This window comes from Streptosporangium sp. NPDC002721, from assembly GCF_042888905.1.
Lineage (GTDB): Bacteria > Actinomycetota > Actinomycetes > Streptosporangiales > Streptosporangiaceae > Streptosporangium.
This window is the reverse complement of the sequence record NZ_JBIAQI010000016.1, coordinates 133,070-150,735: the sequence shown is the minus strand read 5'-3', so window position 1 is coordinate 150,735 and position 17,666 is coordinate 133,070. Positions and strand designations below refer to the sequence as shown.

Annotated in this window: 17 protein-coding genes; 14 read left to right on the top strand and 3 right to left on the bottom strand. The window is 71.1% G+C overall.

From position 1 onward, the window contains the following. Positions 1–34 precede the first annotated feature (34 nt). Positions 35–1,006, bottom strand: coding sequence for a ferrochelatase (locus tag ACFYWM_RS23860; protein ID WP_389917641.1), 972 nt, complete (start codon positions 1,004–1,006; stop codon positions 35–37). 93 nt (positions 1,007–1,099) lie between these two features. On the opposite strand from ACFYWM_RS23860, the gene ACFYWM_RS23855 reads away from it, so the two are divergent. Then, entirely contained in the window at positions 1,100–3,121 is a 2,022-nt protein-coding gene (locus ACFYWM_RS23855) for a prolyl oligopeptidase family serine peptidase (protein ID WP_389917640.1), read from the top strand. A 141-nt stretch (positions 3,122–3,262) separates the two neighbouring features. Continuing rightward, positions 3,263–4,078 (top strand): inositol monophosphatase family protein, encoded by an 816-nt coding sequence (locus tag ACFYWM_RS23850; protein ID WP_389917639.1) that lies wholly within the window; start codon positions 3,263–3,265, stop codon positions 4,076–4,078. 105 nt (positions 4,079–4,183) lie between these two features. On the opposite strand, the gene ACFYWM_RS23845 is transcribed toward ACFYWM_RS23850, so the two are convergent. Further along, on the bottom strand, positions 4,184–4,348 hold the full coding sequence (locus tag ACFYWM_RS23845) for a hypothetical protein (protein WP_350976068.1): 165 nt from the start codon (positions 4,346–4,348) through the stop codon (positions 4,184–4,186). A 222-nt stretch (positions 4,349–4,570) separates the two neighbouring features. Between ACFYWM_RS23845 and ACFYWM_RS23840 the strand changes: the two genes are divergently transcribed. The 5 genes from ACFYWM_RS23840 (at position 4,571) to ACFYWM_RS23820 (ending at position 9,795) form a co-directional block, all read left to right on the top strand. Beyond that, entirely contained in the window at positions 4,571–5,224 is a 654-nt protein-coding gene (locus tag ACFYWM_RS23840) for a response regulator transcription factor (RefSeq protein WP_389917638.1), read from the top strand. A gap of 80 nt (positions 5,225–5,304) precedes the next feature. Beyond that, positions 5,305–6,630, top strand: a complete 1,326-nt coding sequence (locus ACFYWM_RS23835) for a sensor histidine kinase (protein WP_389917724.1) — start codon at positions 5,305–5,307, stop codon at positions 6,628–6,630. Positions 6,631–6,902: 272 nt separating this feature from the next. Continuing rightward, complete coding sequence (locus ACFYWM_RS23830) at positions 6,903–7,202, top strand: DUF4193 domain-containing protein (RefSeq protein WP_030914836.1); 300 nt, start codon at positions 6,903–6,905, stop codon at positions 7,200–7,202. A gap of 81 nt (positions 7,203–7,283) precedes the next feature. Further along, the gene (locus ACFYWM_RS23825; RefSeq protein ID WP_389917637.1) at positions 7,284–8,285 is read left to right on the top strand and encodes a hypothetical protein; all 1,002 of its coding nucleotides are present in this window, start codon (positions 7,284–7,286) and stop codon (positions 8,283–8,285) included. A gap of 55 nt (positions 8,286–8,340) precedes the next feature. Continuing rightward, positions 8,341–9,795, top strand: a complete 1,455-nt coding sequence (locus ACFYWM_RS23820) for a trehalose-6-phosphate synthase (protein WP_389917636.1) — start codon at positions 8,341–8,343, stop codon at positions 9,793–9,795. A 98-nt stretch (positions 9,796–9,893) separates the two neighbouring features. Here the strand turns inward: ACFYWM_RS23820 and ACFYWM_RS23815 are convergent, their stop codons facing one another. Further along, positions 9,894–10,190, bottom strand: a complete 297-nt coding sequence (locus ACFYWM_RS23815) for a DUF4235 domain-containing protein (protein ID WP_389917635.1) — start codon at positions 10,188–10,190, stop codon at positions 9,894–9,896. Positions 10,191–10,302: 112 nt separating this feature from the next. Between ACFYWM_RS23815 and valS the strand changes: the two genes are divergently transcribed. From valS to ACFYWM_RS23780, 7 genes are all read left to right on the top strand, one after another. Further along, positions 10,303–12,843, top strand: a complete 2,541-nt coding sequence (valS, locus tag ACFYWM_RS23810) for a valine--tRNA ligase (RefSeq protein WP_389917634.1) — start codon at positions 10,303–10,305, stop codon at positions 12,841–12,843. Between the two features lie 405 nt (positions 12,844–13,248). Next, the gene (locus ACFYWM_RS23805; protein WP_389917633.1) at positions 13,249–14,694 is read left to right on the top strand and encodes an AI-2E family transporter; all 1,446 of its coding nucleotides are present in this window, start codon (positions 13,249–13,251) and stop codon (positions 14,692–14,694) included. An 11-nt stretch (positions 14,695–14,705) separates the two neighbouring features. Beyond that, the gene (locus ACFYWM_RS23800; RefSeq protein WP_389917632.1) at positions 14,706–15,260 is read left to right on the top strand and encodes a PaaI family thioesterase; all 555 of its coding nucleotides are present in this window, start codon (positions 14,706–14,708) and stop codon (positions 15,258–15,260) included. Further along, positions 15,257–15,700 carry a dUTP diphosphatase gene (dut, locus tag ACFYWM_RS23795; RefSeq protein WP_389917631.1) on the top strand — a complete coding sequence of 148 codons (444 nt, stop codon included), beginning with the start codon at positions 15,257–15,259 and terminating at the stop codon, positions 15,698–15,700. Before ACFYWM_RS23800 ends, dut begins: the two co-directional genes overlap by 4 nt. Before the next feature lie 103 nt (positions 15,701–15,803). Then, on the top strand, positions 15,804–16,484 hold the full coding sequence (locus ACFYWM_RS23790; RefSeq protein ID WP_389917630.1) for a DUF3710 domain-containing protein: 681 nt from the start codon (positions 15,804–15,806) through the stop codon (positions 16,482–16,484). A gap of 49 nt (positions 16,485–16,533) precedes the next feature. Further along, on the top strand, positions 16,534–16,926 hold the full coding sequence (locus tag ACFYWM_RS23785) for an OB-fold nucleic acid binding domain-containing protein (RefSeq protein ID WP_389917629.1): 393 nt from the start codon (positions 16,534–16,536) through the stop codon (positions 16,924–16,926). A 33-nt stretch (positions 16,927–16,959) separates the two neighbouring features. After that, positions 16,960–17,622, top strand: a complete 663-nt coding sequence (locus ACFYWM_RS23780; protein WP_389917723.1) for a DUF3159 domain-containing protein — start codon at positions 16,960–16,962, stop codon at positions 17,620–17,622. Positions 17,623–17,666 lie beyond the last annotated feature (44 nt).

The following is a 17,666-nucleotide window of genomic DNA, read 5'->3' as shown; positions in this document are numbered from 1 at the left end:
GGCTACGGCCCCGCGGTCGCCGGAGGCCCCGCGGTCACGGGCGGCGGCGCGGTGGGGCCGGGCAGCAGGTGGCCGCGCACGCGACCGGCTCGGGCTCGGCGAGCAGCTCCCCGACCATCGAGACGAAGCGCGGGTGGGTCCCCGCCGTGGACGCCCTGACCAGCGGCAGGCCGATCTTCCTCGCCGTCTCCGCCGCCTCCACGTCGAGGTCGTAGACGACCTCCATGTGGTCGGAGACGAAGCCGATCGGCACCAGCACCACCGCCGGGGCGTCGACCTCCAGCAGGTGGTCGCAGACGTCGGGCTCCAGCCACGGGATGTGCGGGGCGCCGCTCCGGCTCTGCCAGACCAGGTCCCACTCCCGGCCGCCGTCGCCGCCGCCCACCTCGGCGGTGACCAGCGCCGCCGCCCGGCGCAGCTGCGCCTCGTACGCCCCGCCGCCCGGCCCGGCCGTCGTGGCCATCGAGATCGGGATGCTGTGCGCGGTGAAGACCAGCCGCGCGGAGTCACGGAGCCCGGCGGGCAGCCGGTCCAGGGCCTGGCGGGTGTGGTCGGCCATCGCCGCGACGAACCCGGGGTGGTCGAAGTAGTGCCGGAGCTTGACGACCTCGGGGGCACCCTCGACCGCGGCCCTGGCCAGCGCGATGTCGTCCCGATACTGGCGGCAGGCCGAGTAGGAGCTGTAGGCGGAGGTGACGAAGGCCGCGGCCCTGCGCACGCCGTCCGACGCCATCCGGCGGAGGGTGTCCTCCAGGTAGGGGTGCCAGTTGCGGTTGCCCCAGTAGACCGGGAGGTCGACGGTCGGCTCCACGGCCGCGATCAGGTCGCGGCACTGCTGGTTGATCGGGCTCGCCCCGCCGAAGCGCTGGTAGTGCGCCTCGACCTCCAGCAGCCGCTCGCGCGGGATCCCCCTGCCCCGGACCACGTTCTCCAGGAACGGCATCACGTCGTCCGGCTTCTCCGGTCCCCCGAACGAGACCACGACAAGCGCGTCGTAATTCCCCATGGCATTTATCAAACCGCATCCCCGGGTCGCCTCTTGCATCGCCACCTTGAGTAGTTCGTTATCAACAAGGTTTGTGGATGCGTGTTCGGATGCATGTTCGGAGACGATCGCCGAGGTAGGTTCGAAACCGTGACCCCTTTTAACGACATCCGCGATTATGTCGGCGTGCCGCGGGTGGCATCCCTGCGGCTGTCCCCCGATGGAGCGCGCCTGGTCAGCGTGGTGCAGGCGCTTAATCCCGACGGAAGATCCTACGGGACCTCCCTGTGGGAGATTCCTCTCGACGGCCGCAGACCGTACCGGCTGACCAGATCCGTCAAGGGCGAGGCCGGGGCCGAGTTCACGCGGGACGGCGATCTGCTCTTCGGCTCGCGCAGGCCCGACCCGACCGTCAAGGAGGCGGACGAGGAGGTTCCCGGGCTCTGGCTGCTGCCCGCGGCGGGAGGCGAGGCCCGCCAGATCGCCTCCAGGCCGGGGGGCATCGCCGGGTTCATGAGCGGCGGGAGGACCGTGGTCTTCGGCTCCGACGTCCTGCCCGGGGACGAGGCGGACGAGGCCGAGCGGCGCAAGACGCGCAAGGACGCGGGAGTCAGCGCCATCCTGCACGAGAGCTACCCGGTCCGCTACTGGGATCACGACCTCGGCCCCGGGGAGTCCCGGCTGTTCGCGGGCACCCTGGGCGACGACGAGCGGCTGGTCGACGTCAGGGACCTCACCCCGCAGCCGGGCAAGGCGCTGTCCAGCCACAACGCGTGCGACGTGTCACCGGACGGCTCCACGGTCGTGACGACCTGGGGCGTGTCGATGCCGCGGGGCGAGCTCCGCTTCGAGCTGGTCGCCATCGACACGGCCGACGGCGGCGCCCGGCGGGTCGTGGCCGCCGCGGACGACCACGACTTCGACGGCCCGGTCAAGATCTCCCCCGACGGGCGCCTGGTCGCGTGCGTCAGGAACAACCACGCCGACATCGACCTGATCCCCGAGAGCACCCTGTGGATCGTCGACCTGGCGACCGGAGAGGGCCGTCCGGCGGGCGGCGAGCTCTGGCCGTCCGGCATCGTCTGGGCGCCCGACTCCCGCTCGCTGTTCGTGGTCGCAGACGACCACGGCCGCCGCCCGATCTTCCGGGTCCCGGCCGACGGGTCCGCGCCGGAGCGGCTCACCTCCGACGACGCCGCCTACTCCTCGCTCAACATCGCGCCCGACGGTGCCGTCTACGCGCTGCGCAGCGCCGTGGACGCGCCCGCGGCCCCGGTCAGGGTGGCCCCGGACGGCACCGTCGAGAGATTGGCCTCCCCCGCGCCCGAGCTGGAGCTGCCCGGCACGCTCACCGAGGTCGACGTGACCGCCGACGACGGCGCGAGGATCAGGGCCTGGCTGGTGCTCCCGGAGGGCGCCTCGGCGGAGAACCCCGCCCCGCTCCTGCTGTGGATCCACGGCGGCCCGCTGTCCAGCTGGAACGACTGGTCCTGGCGCTGGAACCCGTGGATCATGGCCCAGCACGGTTACGCCGTGCTGCTGCCGGACCCGTGCCTGTCCACCGGCTACGGGCCGGAGATGATCCGGCGCGGCTGGGCCGACTGGGGCCCGCGCACCCACGCCGACCTGATGGCGATCACCGACGCCGCCCTGGAGCTGCCCCAGGTCGACCCCTCCAGGACCGCCGCCATGGGCGGCTCGTTCGGCGGCTACATGGCCAACTGGGTCGCCGGGCACACCGGCAGGTTCAGGGCGATCGTCACCCACGCCTCGCTGTGGAACCTCGACCAGTTCGCGGGCACCACCGACGCGTCCATGTACTGGCAGCGCGAGTTCGGCTCCCCGGGTACCGGCCTGTACACCAAGCTCTCCCCGCACCTGTCGCTGGAGAACATCTCCACCCCGATGCTGGTCGTCCACGGGGACAAGGACTACCGGGTGCCCATCGGGGAGGCGCTGCGCCTGTGGTGGGACCTGCAGCGCTCGGAGGTGGAGTCGAAGTTCCTGTACTTCCCCGACGAGAACCACTGGGTGCTCAAGCCGGGCAACGCGGTCGTCTGGTACGAGACCGTGCTGGCCTTCCTCGACCAGCATGTCCTCGGGCGCGAGTGGAAGCGCCCGGAGTCCCTGTCGTGAACCCGGCGCGGCGAGCGGGGGCGCCGCGCGACGGGAGTGACGGCGGACGACCCGGGAGGCGGGCGGGAATGCCGTACGCCTGGCTGGGCATGTGGGGGCGGCGGGTGCCGTCGTGGGCCCGCCGGAGCGAGTGAGGGACGTGTGAGCAGTGAGGAGCGGATCGTGGACAGCGCCGTGACCTTCGGCCGGCTGGCGGAGGAGATCGCCAGGGAGGCCGGTGAGATGCTGCTGGCCAAGCGACCGGCCCGCCCCGAGGTGCTGGTCACCAAGTCCAGCCCCACAGACGTGGTGACCGCCCTCGACCGGGCCTCGGAGGAGCTCATCCGAGACAGGATCAAGGCGGTCAGGCCCGGCGACGCGATCCTCGGCGAGGAGGGCGGTCCCACCGGCGAGGGCAGGGTCCGCTGGGTCGTCGACCCCATCGACGGGACGGTCAACTTCCTGTACGGGGTGCCCGAGTGGGCGGTCAGCATCGCGGTGGAGGTGGACGGCGAGGTGATCGCGGCGGTGGTCAACGTCGTGCCCCGCGGCGAGGTGTTCACCGCCGTCAAGGGTGGGGGCGCGTGGCTGGCGGGGGAGCGGCTGAGCTGCAACACCGGCGTACCGCTGGAACGGGCGCTGATCGCCACCGGGTTCGGCTACGAGAGCGGGCGGCGCGCGGTGCAGGCGGAGGTGCTCCGCCACGTGCTGCCGCGGGTGCGCGACATCCGCAGGGGCGGCTCGGCCGCCTCGGACCTGTGCGCGGTGGCGGCGGGGCGGGTGGACGGCTACTACGAGCGCGGCCCCCAGTACTGGGACTACGGCGCCGGCGGCCTCATCGCCGCCGAGGCCGGGGCGAGGGTCGGCGGGCTGGCGGGCAAACCCGCCAACCCGGGTCTCACCCTGTGCGCGGCGCCCGGCCTGTTCGAGGAGCTGCACGACCTGCTGCTCCCGCTCGACCCGGAACGCGACGCCTGAGCCCCCGGGGCTCGGGACCCGGTGACTCTCAGGGCATGAAGGGGCCCGAGGGCTCTCAGGGCATGAAAAAGCCCCCCGGACGGGCGGCCGAGGGGCTCCTTCCCATCAGCGCTGGATGGGGACGCCGTTGTCTGTGGCCAGACGGTGGAGATCCTCGATCTCGGCGGTGAAGGTGTCGGCGAGGTAATCGTCGCCGGAGGTCCTGGCCTCCTGCAGATTCCTGTGTGCCTGGTCGAGGCGGTGTTCGATTGTGGTGGTGAACTCGCCCATCTCACCTTCTTTCTCACGGGCTCATGGGGACGGAAGGTATCGCGATAGAGACTGGAACCGGCTGTACCCAGGGTGAACCACAAGCTAAACCTGTCTGTTCCCGACATCACATGGAGTGCCCGATCTCGTGAGGGGCCTTACCGTGTGCTTACAGGTGGTGCGGGGAGAATGGGGAGCCGCCCCAGCGGTTGCCCTGGGAATTGACGGGAGGTGCCATAAGCCGTGCGAGTGCTTGTGGTCGAGGATGAGCGGGTGCTCGCCGACGCGATCGCGACCGGGCTCCGGCGCGAGGCGATGGCCGTGGACGTGGCCTACGACGGCGCCGGGGCGCTGGAGCGGACGGGATACATCGACTACGACGTCATCGTCCTGGACAGGGACCTGCCCAAGGTCCACGGCGACGAGGTCTGCCGCCGCCTGGTCGCCTCCCGCACCGCGTCCAGGATCCTCATGCTGACCGCCTCCGGCGACGTCGACGACAAGGTGGAGGGACTGGGGCTGGGGGCCGACGACTACCTGGCCAAGCCCTTCGTGTTCATCGAGCTCGTCGCGCGGGTGCGGGCGCTGGGCCGCCGTTCGGCCCCGGCGCTGCCGCCGGTGCTGGAGCGCTCCGGGGTCCGCCTGGACCCGGGCAAGCGGCTGGTGACCAGGGACGGCGGTGAGATCTCGCTCACCAAGAAGGAGTTCGCGGTCCTGGAGGAGCTGATGCGCGCCGAGGGCGCGGTCGTCAGCCAGGAGGACCTGCTGGACAAGGCGTGGGACGAGAACATCGACCCGTTCACCAACGTGGTGCGCGTCACCATGATGACGCTGAGAAAGAAACTGGGCGAGCCTCAGGTGATCGAGACGGTGCCCGGGGTCGGGTACAAGTTGTGAGCGCTCCGGCAGGCGGGGGAGAGGAACGCCCGACGTTCGTCCCGGTGGGCGAGAGCCGCGAGTCGGTGCCGACCCACCCGATGATCAGCCCGCACTCCGAGCGGGGCGCGTGGAGGAGCGAGCAGCTGGAGGCCGGGCACGCCGGGAAGGAGGGCGGGACGGCCGAGCAACCCCCTCCGCCGACCGGCCCGCCCGCCTGGGACGGGCCGCCCCCCGTGGACGCCGCCACGGCTCCGCGGACCCCGCTGGAGCGGTTGCGGTCGATCCTGGACCGGGTCAGCATCAGGTGGCGGCTGACCATCACCTACGCCGTGCTGTTCTTCACGGCGGGGGCGCTGCTCATGGTCGTGGTCTACCTGATGGTGGGCTGGGCGCTCAACGACGCGTGGCCGGACTTCCCGATCGTCGACTTCGACGAGCTCGTGGGACCCGAGGCGGCGAACACCCTCAAGAAGCAGTGGTACTGGTACCAGCACGTCGCGATCTCCGGGGCGCAGCGGGAGCTGCTGGCCCGCTCGCTGCTGGCCCTGCTGGGGGTCGGCATCCTGGCCGTCATCATCGGCTACATCGTCGCCGACCGGGCGCTCAAGCCCGTCCAGCAGATGACCGCCACGGCCCGCAAGCTGTCGGGCTCCACGCTCGCCCACGAGCGGATCGACCTCAAGGGCCCCGACGACGAGCTGAAGGAGCTGGCCGACACCTTCGACGCGATGCTCACCAGGCTCAATGTGGCCTTCGACACACAGCGAAGATTCGTGGCCAACGCCTCGCACGAGCTCCGCACCCCCCTGACGATCAACCGGACGGTCCTGGAGATCGCCCTGGGCGATCCGGAGGCGTCGGGTGACCTCAAGGCGCTGGGCCGCACGCTCCTGGAGGTCAACGCCCGCAACGAGCGCCTGATCGAGGGCCTGTTGCTGCTGGCCCGCAGCGAGCGCGAGCTGAGCGTGCGCAAGCCGGTGGACATGAAGGACGTGGCCGAGACGGTCGTCGACCAGCTCGCCGCGCGGGCCGAGGAGGCCGGGGTCACCGTGGTCGCCGAGCTGCGGAACGCCGAGACCGTGGGCGATCCGGTGCTGCTGGAGCGGTGCGTGGCCAATCTGGTGGAGAACGCTATAAAGCACAACCTCTCCGATTCCGGACGTCTGTGGGTCAGGACGGGAATGGTGGAGGGTGCGTTGGTTGTTCAGGTGGCCAACACGGGGCCGCATGTGCCCGCGTACGAGGTGAACAGCCTTTTCGAGCCGTTCAGGCGGCTCAACGCCGACCGGGTCGACTCGGACAAGGGCGCGGGGCTGGGCCTGTCCATCGTCCGCGCGGTCGTGCGCGCCCACGAGGGCAACGTGACCGCCATACCCAGGGACGGAGGCGGTCTGGTGGTCACGGTGCGACTTCGGTCACGTTGATCCGGCGGGGGGCGTCTCGTTCACGCCGTACATGTGGTTGGATGTGCCGTCGAACACGGTGGTGCATGCCGCCGATGCTGTGGTTTACGCCATATTTGGCTAACCGTGGCCATTGGCAGTACGTCCCTCACGTGTAGGGAGGTTCAGTGACCATTCCGGCGGGGTACCGAAGCAGGAATCTCTCTGGCGGATCGGGCACAAGTCGTGCCTCTCGAACGTTACACACGCGCGAGTGAGCGCAGACAGATAGATGAGGGGGATGGAGCAGACCGATGGCTACCGATTACGACAGCCCACGCAAGACCGACGACGACCTCAGCGAGGACAGTCTTCAGGAACTGCAGGCCCGCCGTACCGACAAGTCCTCGGGCAGCATCGACATCGACGAGACGGATCTCGCCGAGTCGCTCGAACTGCCGGGCGCGGACCTGTCAAATGAGGAGCTCTCGCTCCGGGTGATTCCTCGTCAGGCCGACGAGTTCACCTGCGCGCGCTGCTTCCTGGTGCACCACCGCAGTCAACTCGCCGTCGAGAAGAACGGCCAGCAGATTTGTCGGGAATGCGCGGCTTGAGATGATTCCGATGGCCTGTCCGAGGTGTGCTCTTCCAGGTACGGGTAGGGCCCCAGGACAGCCTTGAGGAGGTTCCGAGACATGACGTCAGAGAACAGGCAGACCGGTGCCGCGCCGGACGACTCCACGGCCGAGGAGTCGGACGGCGCGCCTGATCACGAAGCGGCCGCGAGCGGCGGGTCCGATCGGAAGGCGACCGGAGACGGTGGGGGTGACCACAGGGTGACCGTGGACGGCCGGGCCGGCCGGGAAGTGACCGGCGCCGCCGGTTCCGGCCACAAGGTGACCGCCGTTCCCGATCATGACGCGACCGCGGACGGCCGGGCCGGCGAGGAAGACGGCCGGGCCGAACGGGAAGTGGCCGAGATCGTCGGCAGGCTCGCCGAGCCGGGCGACATGGACGGGGCCGAGCGGCGAAGGCTGCTCGGCCGTCTCACGAAATCACTGGCGCGAGGGGCGAAGAGGGCCAAGGAGTCGGGGGCGAGCCGGGGCCGCTGGCTGACCGACGTGTTCATGGCCGTGGCGCCCCGCATCCCCATCCGCGACCTGCAGACCCTCTCCGAGCACCATCACGGTCTCACCTCCGAGGCGCTCGCCGACGACCTGGTGCGCACCGCGACCAAGGCGACCATGGCGGTCGGGGCCATCGGCGGGGCCGTCGCCGCCGCCGAGTTCGCCGCCCCTCCCCTCCTGCTCTCCGCCCCCGCCCAGCTCGTGGCCGAGACCCTCGTCGTGGCCGCGATCGAGGTGAAGCTCATCGCCGAGCTTCACGAGGTGTACGGCATCCAGGTGCCCGGCACCGGCTCCCAGCGGGCCATGGCCTTCGCGATGGCCTGGTCCAAGCAGCGCGGCGTCGACCCCATGGCCCCCGGGACGATGACCGTCGCCCTGGGCACCGCGGCCAAGACCGCCCTGCGCAACAGGCTGATGCGCACCCTCGGGCGCCACCTCACCACCTTCGGCCCCTTCCTCACCGGCGCCGTGGCCGGAGGGTTCCTCAACCGGGCCGCCACGAAGAAGCTCGGCGAGGTCGTACGGGCCGATCTGAGGATCCACCGTGCCCTCCCACCTGGAAAGTCATAGAAACCTCTCAAACGGGTAGTTACTTCAGTAAGCCCCCGACTACCTGGAGGAATCTGTGCTGGGCCGCAGCGCATTTGTGATCGTCGCCAACCGTCTCCCCGTCGACAGGGTCGGTGAGGACATGTGGCGGCGTAGCCCCGGCGGCCTCGTCACCGCGATCGCCCCCGTCCTGCAGCGCAGGGAGGGGGCCTGGGTCGGCTGGCACGGAGCCCCCGACGAGAGCCTCGAACCCTTCGAACACGACGGCATGCAGCTCGTCCCCGTCCCGCTGTCCGAATCCGAGGTCGAGCTCTACTACGAGGGCTTCTCCAACGCCACCCTCTGGCCGCTCTACCACGACGTGGTCGCCTCTCCCGTCTACTCCCGGGTCACCTGGGAGGCCTACCGCACCGTCAACGAGCGCTTCGCCGAGGCCGCGGCCGCGGAGGCCGCGGAGAACGCCGTCGTGTGGATCCAGGACTACCAGCTCCAGCTGGTCCCGGCCATGCTGCGCAAGCTCCGCCCCGACCTGCGCATCGGCTTCTTCCTGCACATCCCCTTCCCGCCGGTCGAGCTGTTCTCCCAGATGCCGTGGCGGCGCGAGATCGTCGAGGGCCTGCTCGGCGCGGACATGGTGGGCTTCCAGCGCCCCGGCGGGGCGTCCAACTTCATCCGGCTCTGCCGCCGCCTGCTCGGCCTCCAGCACCACAAGCACGAGATCTACGTGGGGGACCGGGTGGTGCGCGCCGGGGCGTTCCCCATCTCCGTCGACTTCGGCGAGCTCGACTCCCTGGTCAGGGAGCCGCACATCATCGCCAGGGCCAGGGAGATCCGCGCGGAGCTGGGCGACCCTGAGTGCATGCTGCTCGGCGTCGACAGGCTCGACTACACCAAGGGCATCGGCCAGCGCCTGAAGGCGTTCGGCGAGCTGCTCTCCGAGGGGGCGATCAAGCCGGGCGAGGCGGCGTTCGTGCAGATCGCCACCCCGAGCAGGGAACGCGTCGAGGAGTACATGCGGCTGCGCGACTCGATCGAGCTCCAGGTCGGCCGGATCAACGGCGAGCAGGGAGAGCTCGGGCAGCAGCCCGTGCAGTACATGCACCAGTCGTACGGGCGGGACGAGCTCGCCGCGCTCTACCTCGCCGCGGACGTGATGGTGGTGACGCCGCTGCGCGACGGGATGAACCTGGTCGCCAAGGAGTACATCGCCTGCCGCAACGACCTGCGCGGCGCGCTGGTGCTCAGCGAGTTCGCCGGGGCGGCCGACGAGCTGCGCCAGGCGTTCATGGTCAACCCCTACGACGTCGACGGCCTCAAACGGGCGATGCTGACCGCGATGCGTGCCACCCCGCACGACCTGTCGCGCCGGATGCGGTCGCTGCGCCGGAGGGTGTCCACCTACGACGTGGACCGCTGGGCGAAGGAGTTTCTCACCTCGCTGGAGTCCTCGGGGTCCACGCCCTCCCCGGAGCTCCCGGAGCCCCTGGAGTCACTGGGGTCCCCGGAGTCACCGGAAGCCCTGGAGTCCTGACCTGCCGGCCGGACCGCGGCCTTCCGAGGCCGTGAGGAGCGGCGTCGCCGCGGGGGCATCGCCCCCGCGGGGGCATCGCCCCCGCGGCGCGGTCGCCGTCAGGAGGTGACCTCCCTGGCCGCGTCCTTGACGGCCTTCCACGCGTTGTAGCGCTTCCTGGCGGTGCGGGCGACCACGATCTGCGTCACCTGCATGCCGACCCCCATCACCACGGCGTAGCCGATCGCCTCGCCGAGGCTGATCTCCAGGGACTCGTTGTCGACGGGCGGCTTCTTGCCGGTGGTCTTCTCCCAGGCGAACCCGATGACCTTCTTCGCCCCCCACGCGGTGGCGAGGCCCAGGAGGCCGCCGATGGCCCTCCACGCCATGTCCTGTTTCTCGGTCTTGTCGGCCATGTGGTCCTCCCGTTCACTGTTCGCCCCAAGAACACTAGTCTCCCGGAGCGGCGCATCGCGTGAAGCCATACCATAGGGAGGCATGACACAACAGCGACCGCGCCCTGCGCCCATGCCCGAGAAACCGACTCTCGATGGCCTGGAAGCCGTATGGACGGGCCGCTGGGAGAGCGAAGGGACCTACCGTTTCGACAGGTCGCGGACGCGCGAGGAGATCTACTCGATCGACACCCCGCCGCCGACCGTCTCCGGCTCCCTCCACGTCGGCCACGTCTTCTCCTACACCCACACCGACACCGTCGCCCGCTTCCAGCGCATGCGCGGGCGCGAGGTCTTCTACCCCATGGGCTGGGACGACAACGGCCTGCCCACCGAGCGCCGGGTGCAGAACCACTTCGGCGTGCGCTGCGACCCCTCCATCGCCTACGACCCCTCGTTCGAGCCCCCGGCCAGACCCGACCCCAAGCGGCAGATCCCGATCTCGCGCGGCAACTTCATCGAGCTGTGCGAGCGGCTCACCGTCGAGGACGAGAAGGCGTTCGAGGAGCTCTGGCGCCGCCTGGGCCTGTCGGTCGACTGGTCGCTGACGTACGCCACCATCGGCGACGCCGCGCGGACCGCCTCCCAGCGCGCCTTCCTGCGCAACCTGGCCAGGGGGGAGGCGTACGTCGCCCAGGCTCCCACGCTGTGGGACGTCACCTTCCGCACGGCCGTCGCCCAGGCCGAGCTGGAGGACCGCGAGTGGCCCGGCGCCTTCCACCGGCTGGGCTTCGGCCTGTCCGAGGAGCAGCGGGCCAGGGGCTTCGGCGACCGGGTCTGGATCGAGACGACCCGTCCCGAGCTGCTGCCCGCCTGCGTCGCGCTCGTCGCCCACCCCGACGACGAGCGCTACCGGCCCCTGTTCGGCACGACGGTCAGGACGCCGCTGTTCGACGTCGAGGTGCCGGTGCTCGCCCACCACCTGGCCGAGCCGGACAAGGGCTCGGGCATCGCGATGATCTGCACCTTCGGCGACGTGACCGACGTCGTCTGGTGGCGCGAGCTCGACCTGCCCACCCGCGCCGTCATCGGCTGGGACGGCAGGCTGCTGCCGGACGCGCCCGAGGGCGTGCCCCGGGAGCCGTACGCCGAGCTGGCGGGCAGGACCGTGCACGGCGCCCGCGAGCGGATCGTGGAGCTGCTGCGCGCGTCCGGCGACATGGAGGGCGAGCCGCGCCCCGTGAAGCGCGCGGTGAAGTTCTACGAGAAGGGCGACCGGCCCCTGGAGATCGTCACCACCCGCCAGTGGTACATCCGCAACGGCGGGCGTGACCTCGCCCTGCGCGACGCCCTCCTGACGCGCGGCGCGGAGCTGTCCTGGCACCCGCCGCACATGCGGGTCCGCTACGACAGCTGGGTGCAGGGGCTGGCCGGCGACTGGCTGATCTCCCGGCAGCGGTTCTTCGGCGTGCCCATCCCGGTCTGGTACCCCCTGGACGGCGAGGGCGAGCCCGACCGCTCCGCGCCGATCGTGCCGCCCGAGTCCGCGCTGCCGATCGACCCCTCCTCCGACGTCCCGCCCGGCTACGCCGAGGACCAGCGGGGCAAGCCGGGCGGCTTCATCGGCGACCCGGACGTCATGGACACCTGGGCCACCTCCTCGCTGACGCCGCAGATCGCCGGGGGCTGGGAGCGCGACCGGGACCTGTTCGAGCGGGTCTTCCCGATGGACCTGCGCCCGCAGGCCCACGAGATCATCCGGACCTGGCTGTTCTCCACCGTGGTCCGCGCCCACCTGGAACAGGGCACCCTGCCCTGGGGCCACGTCGCGATCTCCGGGTGGATCCTCGACCCCGACCGCAAGAAGATGTCCAAGTCCCAGGGCAACGTGGTCACCCCGCTCGGCCTGCTGGAGCAGTACGGCTCCGACGCGGTCCGCTACTGGGCGGCCGGCGGCCGTCCCGGCACCGACACGGCGTTCGACACCGGCCAGATCAAGGTCGGCCGCAGGCTGGCCATCAAGATCCTGAACGCCTCCAGGTTCGTCCTGGGCCTGGGCGAGGGGGGCGGGGAGGTCACCGAGCCGATCGACCTGTCGATGCTGGCCCGGCTGTCGGAGGTGGTCCACGAGGCCACCGAGGCGTTCGAGGGCTACGACTACACCCGCGCGCTGGAGCGGACCGAGCGGTTCTTCTGGGAGTTCTGCGACGACTACCTGGAGCTGGTCAAGGCCAGGGCCTACGACGACGCGAACGACGGCGGCGACGGGGCGGGGCGGGCGAGCGCGGCGGCGCGCTCCGCGCACGCGGCGCTGCGCGAGGCGCTCGACGTCATGCTCCGGCTGTTCGCCCCGTTCCTGCCGTTCGTCACCGAGGAGGTCTGGTCCTGGTGGCGTGAGGGCTCGGTGCACCGGGCCGCCTGGCCCGAGGCGCGCGAGCGGGGCGGCGACCCCGGGCTGCTGCCCGTGGTGGCCGCCGTCCTCGGCCGGGTCCGCAAGGCCAAGTCCGACGCCCGCCTGTCCATGCGCGCGGAGGTCTCCCGGCTCACCGTCACCGGCGCGGGGGTCGCCCTCGTGCGCCTGGCGCAGGACGACCTGTGCGGCGCGGGCGTCATCGACGAGTTCGTGCTCCAGGAGGGCGAGGGGGAGCTGCTGGTGGAGGTCGACCTCACCTGACGTCGAGTGCGCGGTCTCCGGGCGCGCACGCGAATCTGTCCTCGCCGTCGGCGAATCCTGCCGTACGGTCGAGGCAGGACAGGTGAGAGGAGGACAGGCATGCCGCCAGGATGTGGCAACTGCAGCTGCTACCTCGAAGACAGGGTGATCTCCCGCCCGCCGGATGAGCGCTGACCTCGGCCGGATGAGCGCCCGCCCCCGACGGGACGGGCGCTCATCTCTGTCCGGCCGGGCCTCGTCCCCGGCCGGTGGGTGCCCTTCCCCGGCGGGCATCGCCGGGGCCGGCGCCCGTCTTCGCCCGCGGACGCCCGTCCCCGGCGGGCGTCGTACGGCGGGGTCGCTGCTTTTCGTGTCCAGACGATAACTCTCGCGCATTTCCCCGGCGGGCGTGACAGTCTGGAATACGTGATCTCCGATCGGGAACGCCTGACCAGCCTGGTGCCTCGCGCGTTGCTGCGCATCGCGATGTGGAGCCTCTGCCTGATCATCATCGGCTGGGCGGTCTTCTACTTCGCGCAGTTCATCGCGACGTTGCGCATCGTGGTCCTGCCGGTGGCCATCGCGCTCCTGCTGACCGCGCTGCTGTTCCCGCTCACCCGGAGGTTCGGCGCGATGGGCATGCGGCCCATCTACGCGACCTGGCTCACGATGATCATCGCGCTCACCGTGCTCGGCGGCACCGGCTGGATCATCGGGGTGCGCGCCAACGACGAGTTCCCCGGCCTCGTCGACCAGGTGCGCGAGACGGCCAAGACCGTGGAGAACTGGCTCTACACCGGGCCGCTGCACCTTCAGCCGACCCAGATCACCAGCTGGGTCGACGAGATCGGCAAGCAGATCACCACCCAGCGCAACCAGATCACCCAGACGGTCCTCACCGGCGCCACGGTCGCGCTGGAGGTGCTGGCCTCCATCGTGCTGCTGCTGTTCGTGACGTTCTTCCTGCTCAAGGACGGCGACCGGATCTGGTCGTGGTTCCTGAAGGGCTTCGGCGAGGTCGCGCCCCGCGTCGACAGGGCCGGGCGGACCGCCTGGGTGACGCTCTCGCACTACGTGCAGGGCACGGTCGCGGTGGCCGCCGTGCACGGCGTGATCATGGGCATCGTGCTCGCGGGGATGGGCGTGCCGCTCTGGGCGCCGCTCGCGGTGATGATCTTCCTGGCGAGCTTCATCCCCATCGTCGGCATCTTCTTCGCCGGTTCGGTGGCGACCCTGGTCACCCTCGGCGCCAAGGGCCCGATCTACGCCCTGATCTTCCTCGGCATCCTGCTCGTGGAGCAGCAGCTGGAGAACCACGTGCTCCAGCCGCTGATCGTCGGCAGGGTGCTCCACTTCCACCCGTTGGCGATCATCCTGGTGCTGGCGGTGGGCGGCATCCTGGCGGGCATCGCCGGGGCCGCCGTGGCGGTGCCGGTGGCCGCGGTGATCTACCGCGCGCTGCCCGAGCTCACGGGCAGCGCGCACCGGGCCCTGCTACCGGCCCCGCCGCATCCCGATCCCGGTGGCCCCGATCCGGACGGCCCCGGCGGTCCGGGCCATCCGGGCGGTCCCGATCCCTCCGGAATCGATCCCGACGGTCCCGGCGGTCCCGGTGGTCCGGGCCGGCCGGGTGACCCGGGCGCCGACCCTGACGGCCCCGGCGGTCCGGGGCGGCCGGGCGATCCGGGCGCCGACCCCGACGGTCCCCGTGGTCCAGGCGATCCGGGTGATCCTGGCCCCTCCGGCGCCGATCCCGGCGGTCCTCGCGGTCCCGGCCGTTCCGGTGGTCAGGGCGCCGATCCCGCCGGGCCGGCGGCGGCGGATGCCGCGGGAAAGCCGGTGAATGAGGAATCACCGCAGCCCAGGGGGTAACGTTCTGCCCCGTGACCCGTTCCACCCTGACCACCCCCCCGCCGGACGCGACCCAGCCGAGGCCGCTCGCCGGCGCGCCCGCTCCCGGCACCCCGCTCGGCCCCCACTACAGCCGCTGCTTCGGTTGCGGTGACGACCACCCCAACGGCCTGCACCTGACCGCCCTCACCCCCGACGGGGTCTCGGTGGTCGCCGAGTTCACCGTGGAGGAGACCCACCAGGGCGCGCCGGGCCTGGCGCACGGCGGCGTGCTCGCCGCGGCGATGGACGAGGTCATCGGCATGTCCGTGTGGCTCTTCCAGCGCCCCTACGTCACCGGCCGCCTGGAGACCGACTATCTCGCGCCGGTCCCGGTCGGCACCGTCCTGCACATGCGCGCCTGGTGCAACGGCATGTCCGGCCGGAAGGCGTACCTTGAGGCTGAGGGCCGGATCGGTTCCCCGGACGGGCCGGTCGCCGTGCGGGCCGCGGCGCTCTTCATCGAGGTGGCCATGGAGCATTTCGCCAAGCACGGTGACATCCAGACGATCGCCGACGAGCACCACGAGTACGAGGTGAACCCGTGACCCACACCGTCGAGGTGTTGATCCACCGGCTCGACGCCGGCCTGCCGCCGCCCTCGTACGCCCACCCGGGCGACGCGGGCGCGGATCTGCACGCCGCCGAGGACGTCGAGCTCCTCCCCGGAGAGCGGGCCGTGGTCGGTACCGGGCTCGCGATCGCCCTGCCCGACGGGTACGCCGCGTTCGTCCACCCGCGTTCGGGCCTGGCCGCCGAGCACGGCGTGACGCTCGTCAACGCGCCCGGCACCGTCGACGCGGGATACCGGGGCGAGATCAGGGTGACGCTGATCAACACCGACACCAGGAACGCCGTACGGCTGCGCAGGGGTGACCGCGTCGCGCAGCTGGTGGTCCAGAAGGTGGAGAAGGCGGCGTTCCACGAGGTGGAGCGGCTGCCGGGATCGGCGCGGGGCGCCGGCGGGTTCGGGTCCACCGGCCGCTGACAGGAAGCGGACCCGGCGAGGCGGGGCCGAGGGGTGTCCCCGGCCCGCCGCCCGGCCCGGCGGGGGACGAGTGACCAGTGAATCTTCAAGGAGCGTGAGGAAAGTGTTCGGACGCAATCGCCGTGAGAAGTCCCCGGCCGCCAAGCCCGTGGTGGTGGAGGAGGAGGTCGAGCGGGTCCCGGCGCGGGAGTCGGGGCCGTGGGACGCCGACGAGGCCCACCCCGAGCGGGAGCGGGTCGACCTCGGGGGCATGCGCCTGCCGGTCGACGCCGGTTTCGAGGTGCAGCTCAACCTGGCCGGTGACCAGATCGTCGGCGCGGTGGTCCTGTTCGAGGGGAGCGCCCTGCAGGTGCACGCCTTCGCGGCGCCCAAGCGGAGCGGGATCTGGGACGAGGTCAGGGCCGAGCTGGCCGAGGGGGTCAAGAGCGCCGGTGGCACCGCCGAGGAGCGGGAGGGGGCCTTCGGCGTCGAGCTGGCCGCCAGGATCCCCGCGGAGGGCGGCGAGCAGCCGGTCCGCTACATCGGGGTCGACGGGCCGCGCTGGTTCCTGCGCGCGGTGATCAGCGGGAGGGCCGCGGAGGACGCCGAGGCCTCCGCGACGCTGGAGGGTGTCGTCCGCGACATAGTCGTGGTACGCGGCGACGAGCCGATGGCCCCCAAGGAGCCCATCGAGCTGCGGCTGCCGCCCGAGGCCAGGCAGGCCGCGGAGCAGCAGGCCGCCGGAGGCGACGTGCCCGACCTCAAGCCGTTCGACCGGGGCCCGGAGATCGCCGAGATCCGCTGACCGGGCGGATCGCGTACGCTGGTTCGACTCGTGTGTGAAGGAGAGGTCCGTGGGTTCTCAGGAGCCGCACAAACAGAGCGGTTTGCGGGGATTCTTTCGCCGGTTGACCGCCGGTCAGGCCGAATTGGAGGCCGACGAGCTCCAGCAGGACCTCGACCGCCACGGTGCCACGCCCATCGTCTCGTGCGGCATGCGCCGCCGTTCCTGTGTGACCGGCACCCTGCGGACGGTGACGCTGCGCCCTCGCGGGGGCGCCCCGGCGCTGGAGGCCGAGCTTTACGACGGTTCCGATGTGATCGACCTGATATGGCTGGGCCGCAGGAAGATCGCGGGCATCGAGCCGGGGCGTCTGGTGCTGGCGGAAGGGCTCGTCAGCGTGCAGGATGGCCGCAAAGTCATGTTCAATCCGAGATACGAGCTGCGCCCCGCTGGCGGTGCGTGAGTGATTGACGATCACGAGACGGTGAGCGAGAAGATGACCACCACCGGCGAGACCGCCGCGCACGACACGGTCGAGGCCGCGATCCGCAGCCAGCTTGCCAAGGCCTTCGGCGGAGTGCGGGGCGTCATCGAGGCCGCCGTGCCCACCATCGCCTTCACCGGCACATGGATCACCACCTCCGACCTGAAGACGTCCCTGATCGTCAGCATCTCGGCCGCGGTGCTGCTGCTTGTCGTGCGGCTGCTGCAGCGCTCGACGCCGCAGTTCGTGGTGAACAGCCTGATCGGCATCGGCATCGGCGCGTTCTTCGCCTCCCGCACCGGCCAGGCGGAGGACGTCTTCCTGCCGGGCATCCTCTACAACGCCGGCTACTCCGTGGTGATGCTGCTGTCGATCGTCACCCGGTGGCCGGTGGTGGGCTTCCTCATCGGCTCCGTCACCGGCGACCCGACCGCCTGGCGCGCGGATCCGGCCGTGGTGAAGCTGTGCACCAGGCTCACCTGGCTGCTGATGATCCCGTGCGTGGTCCGGGTGGCGGTGCAGCTCCCCGTCTACCTGATCGGCAGGGACGACGCGGTCGCCGAGCTGGGCATCCTCAAGATCGCGATGGGCTGGCCGCTCCAGGTCGCGGCGCTCGGCGCCATGGTGTGGCTGCTGGCCCGGGGCAGGACCCCGGTGCGCCCCGCGGCCTCCTGATCAGGATCTCCTGACCGGGATCTCCTGATCAGGGTCTCCTGACC

Bases quoted from the DNA above. Each gene is read 5' to 3' on its own strand.
- ACFYWM_RS23860 (WP_389917641.1), bottom strand. From the start codon at position 1,006: ATGGGGAATTACGACGCGCTTGTCGTGGTCTCGTTCGGGGGACCGGAG.
- ACFYWM_RS23855 (WP_389917640.1), top strand. From the start codon at position 1,100: ATGTTCGGAGACGATCGCCGAGGTAGGTTCGAAACCGTGACCCCTTTT.
- ACFYWM_RS23845 (WP_350976068.1), bottom strand. From the start codon at position 4,348: ATGGGCGAGTTCACCACCACAATCGAACACCGCCTCGACCAGGCACAC.
- ACFYWM_RS23835 (WP_389917724.1), top strand. From the start codon at position 5,305: ATGATCAGCCCGCACTCCGAGCGGGGCGCGTGGAGGAGCGAGCAGCTG.
- ACFYWM_RS23830 (WP_030914836.1), top strand. From the start codon at position 6,903: ATGGCTACCGATTACGACAGCCCACGCAAGACCGACGACGACCTCAGC.
- ACFYWM_RS23825 (WP_389917637.1), top strand. From the start codon at position 7,284: ATGACGTCAGAGAACAGGCAGACCGGTGCCGCGCCGGACGACTCCACG.
- ACFYWM_RS23815 (WP_389917635.1), bottom strand. From the start codon at position 10,190: ATGGCCGACAAGACCGAGAAACAGGACATGGCGTGGAGGGCCATCGGC.
- valS (WP_389917634.1), top strand. From the start codon at position 10,303: ATGCCCGAGAAACCGACTCTCGATGGCCTGGAAGCCGTATGGACGGGC.
- ACFYWM_RS23780 (WP_389917723.1), top strand. From the start codon at position 16,960: ATGACCACCACCGGCGAGACCGCCGCGCACGACACGGTCGAGGCCGCG.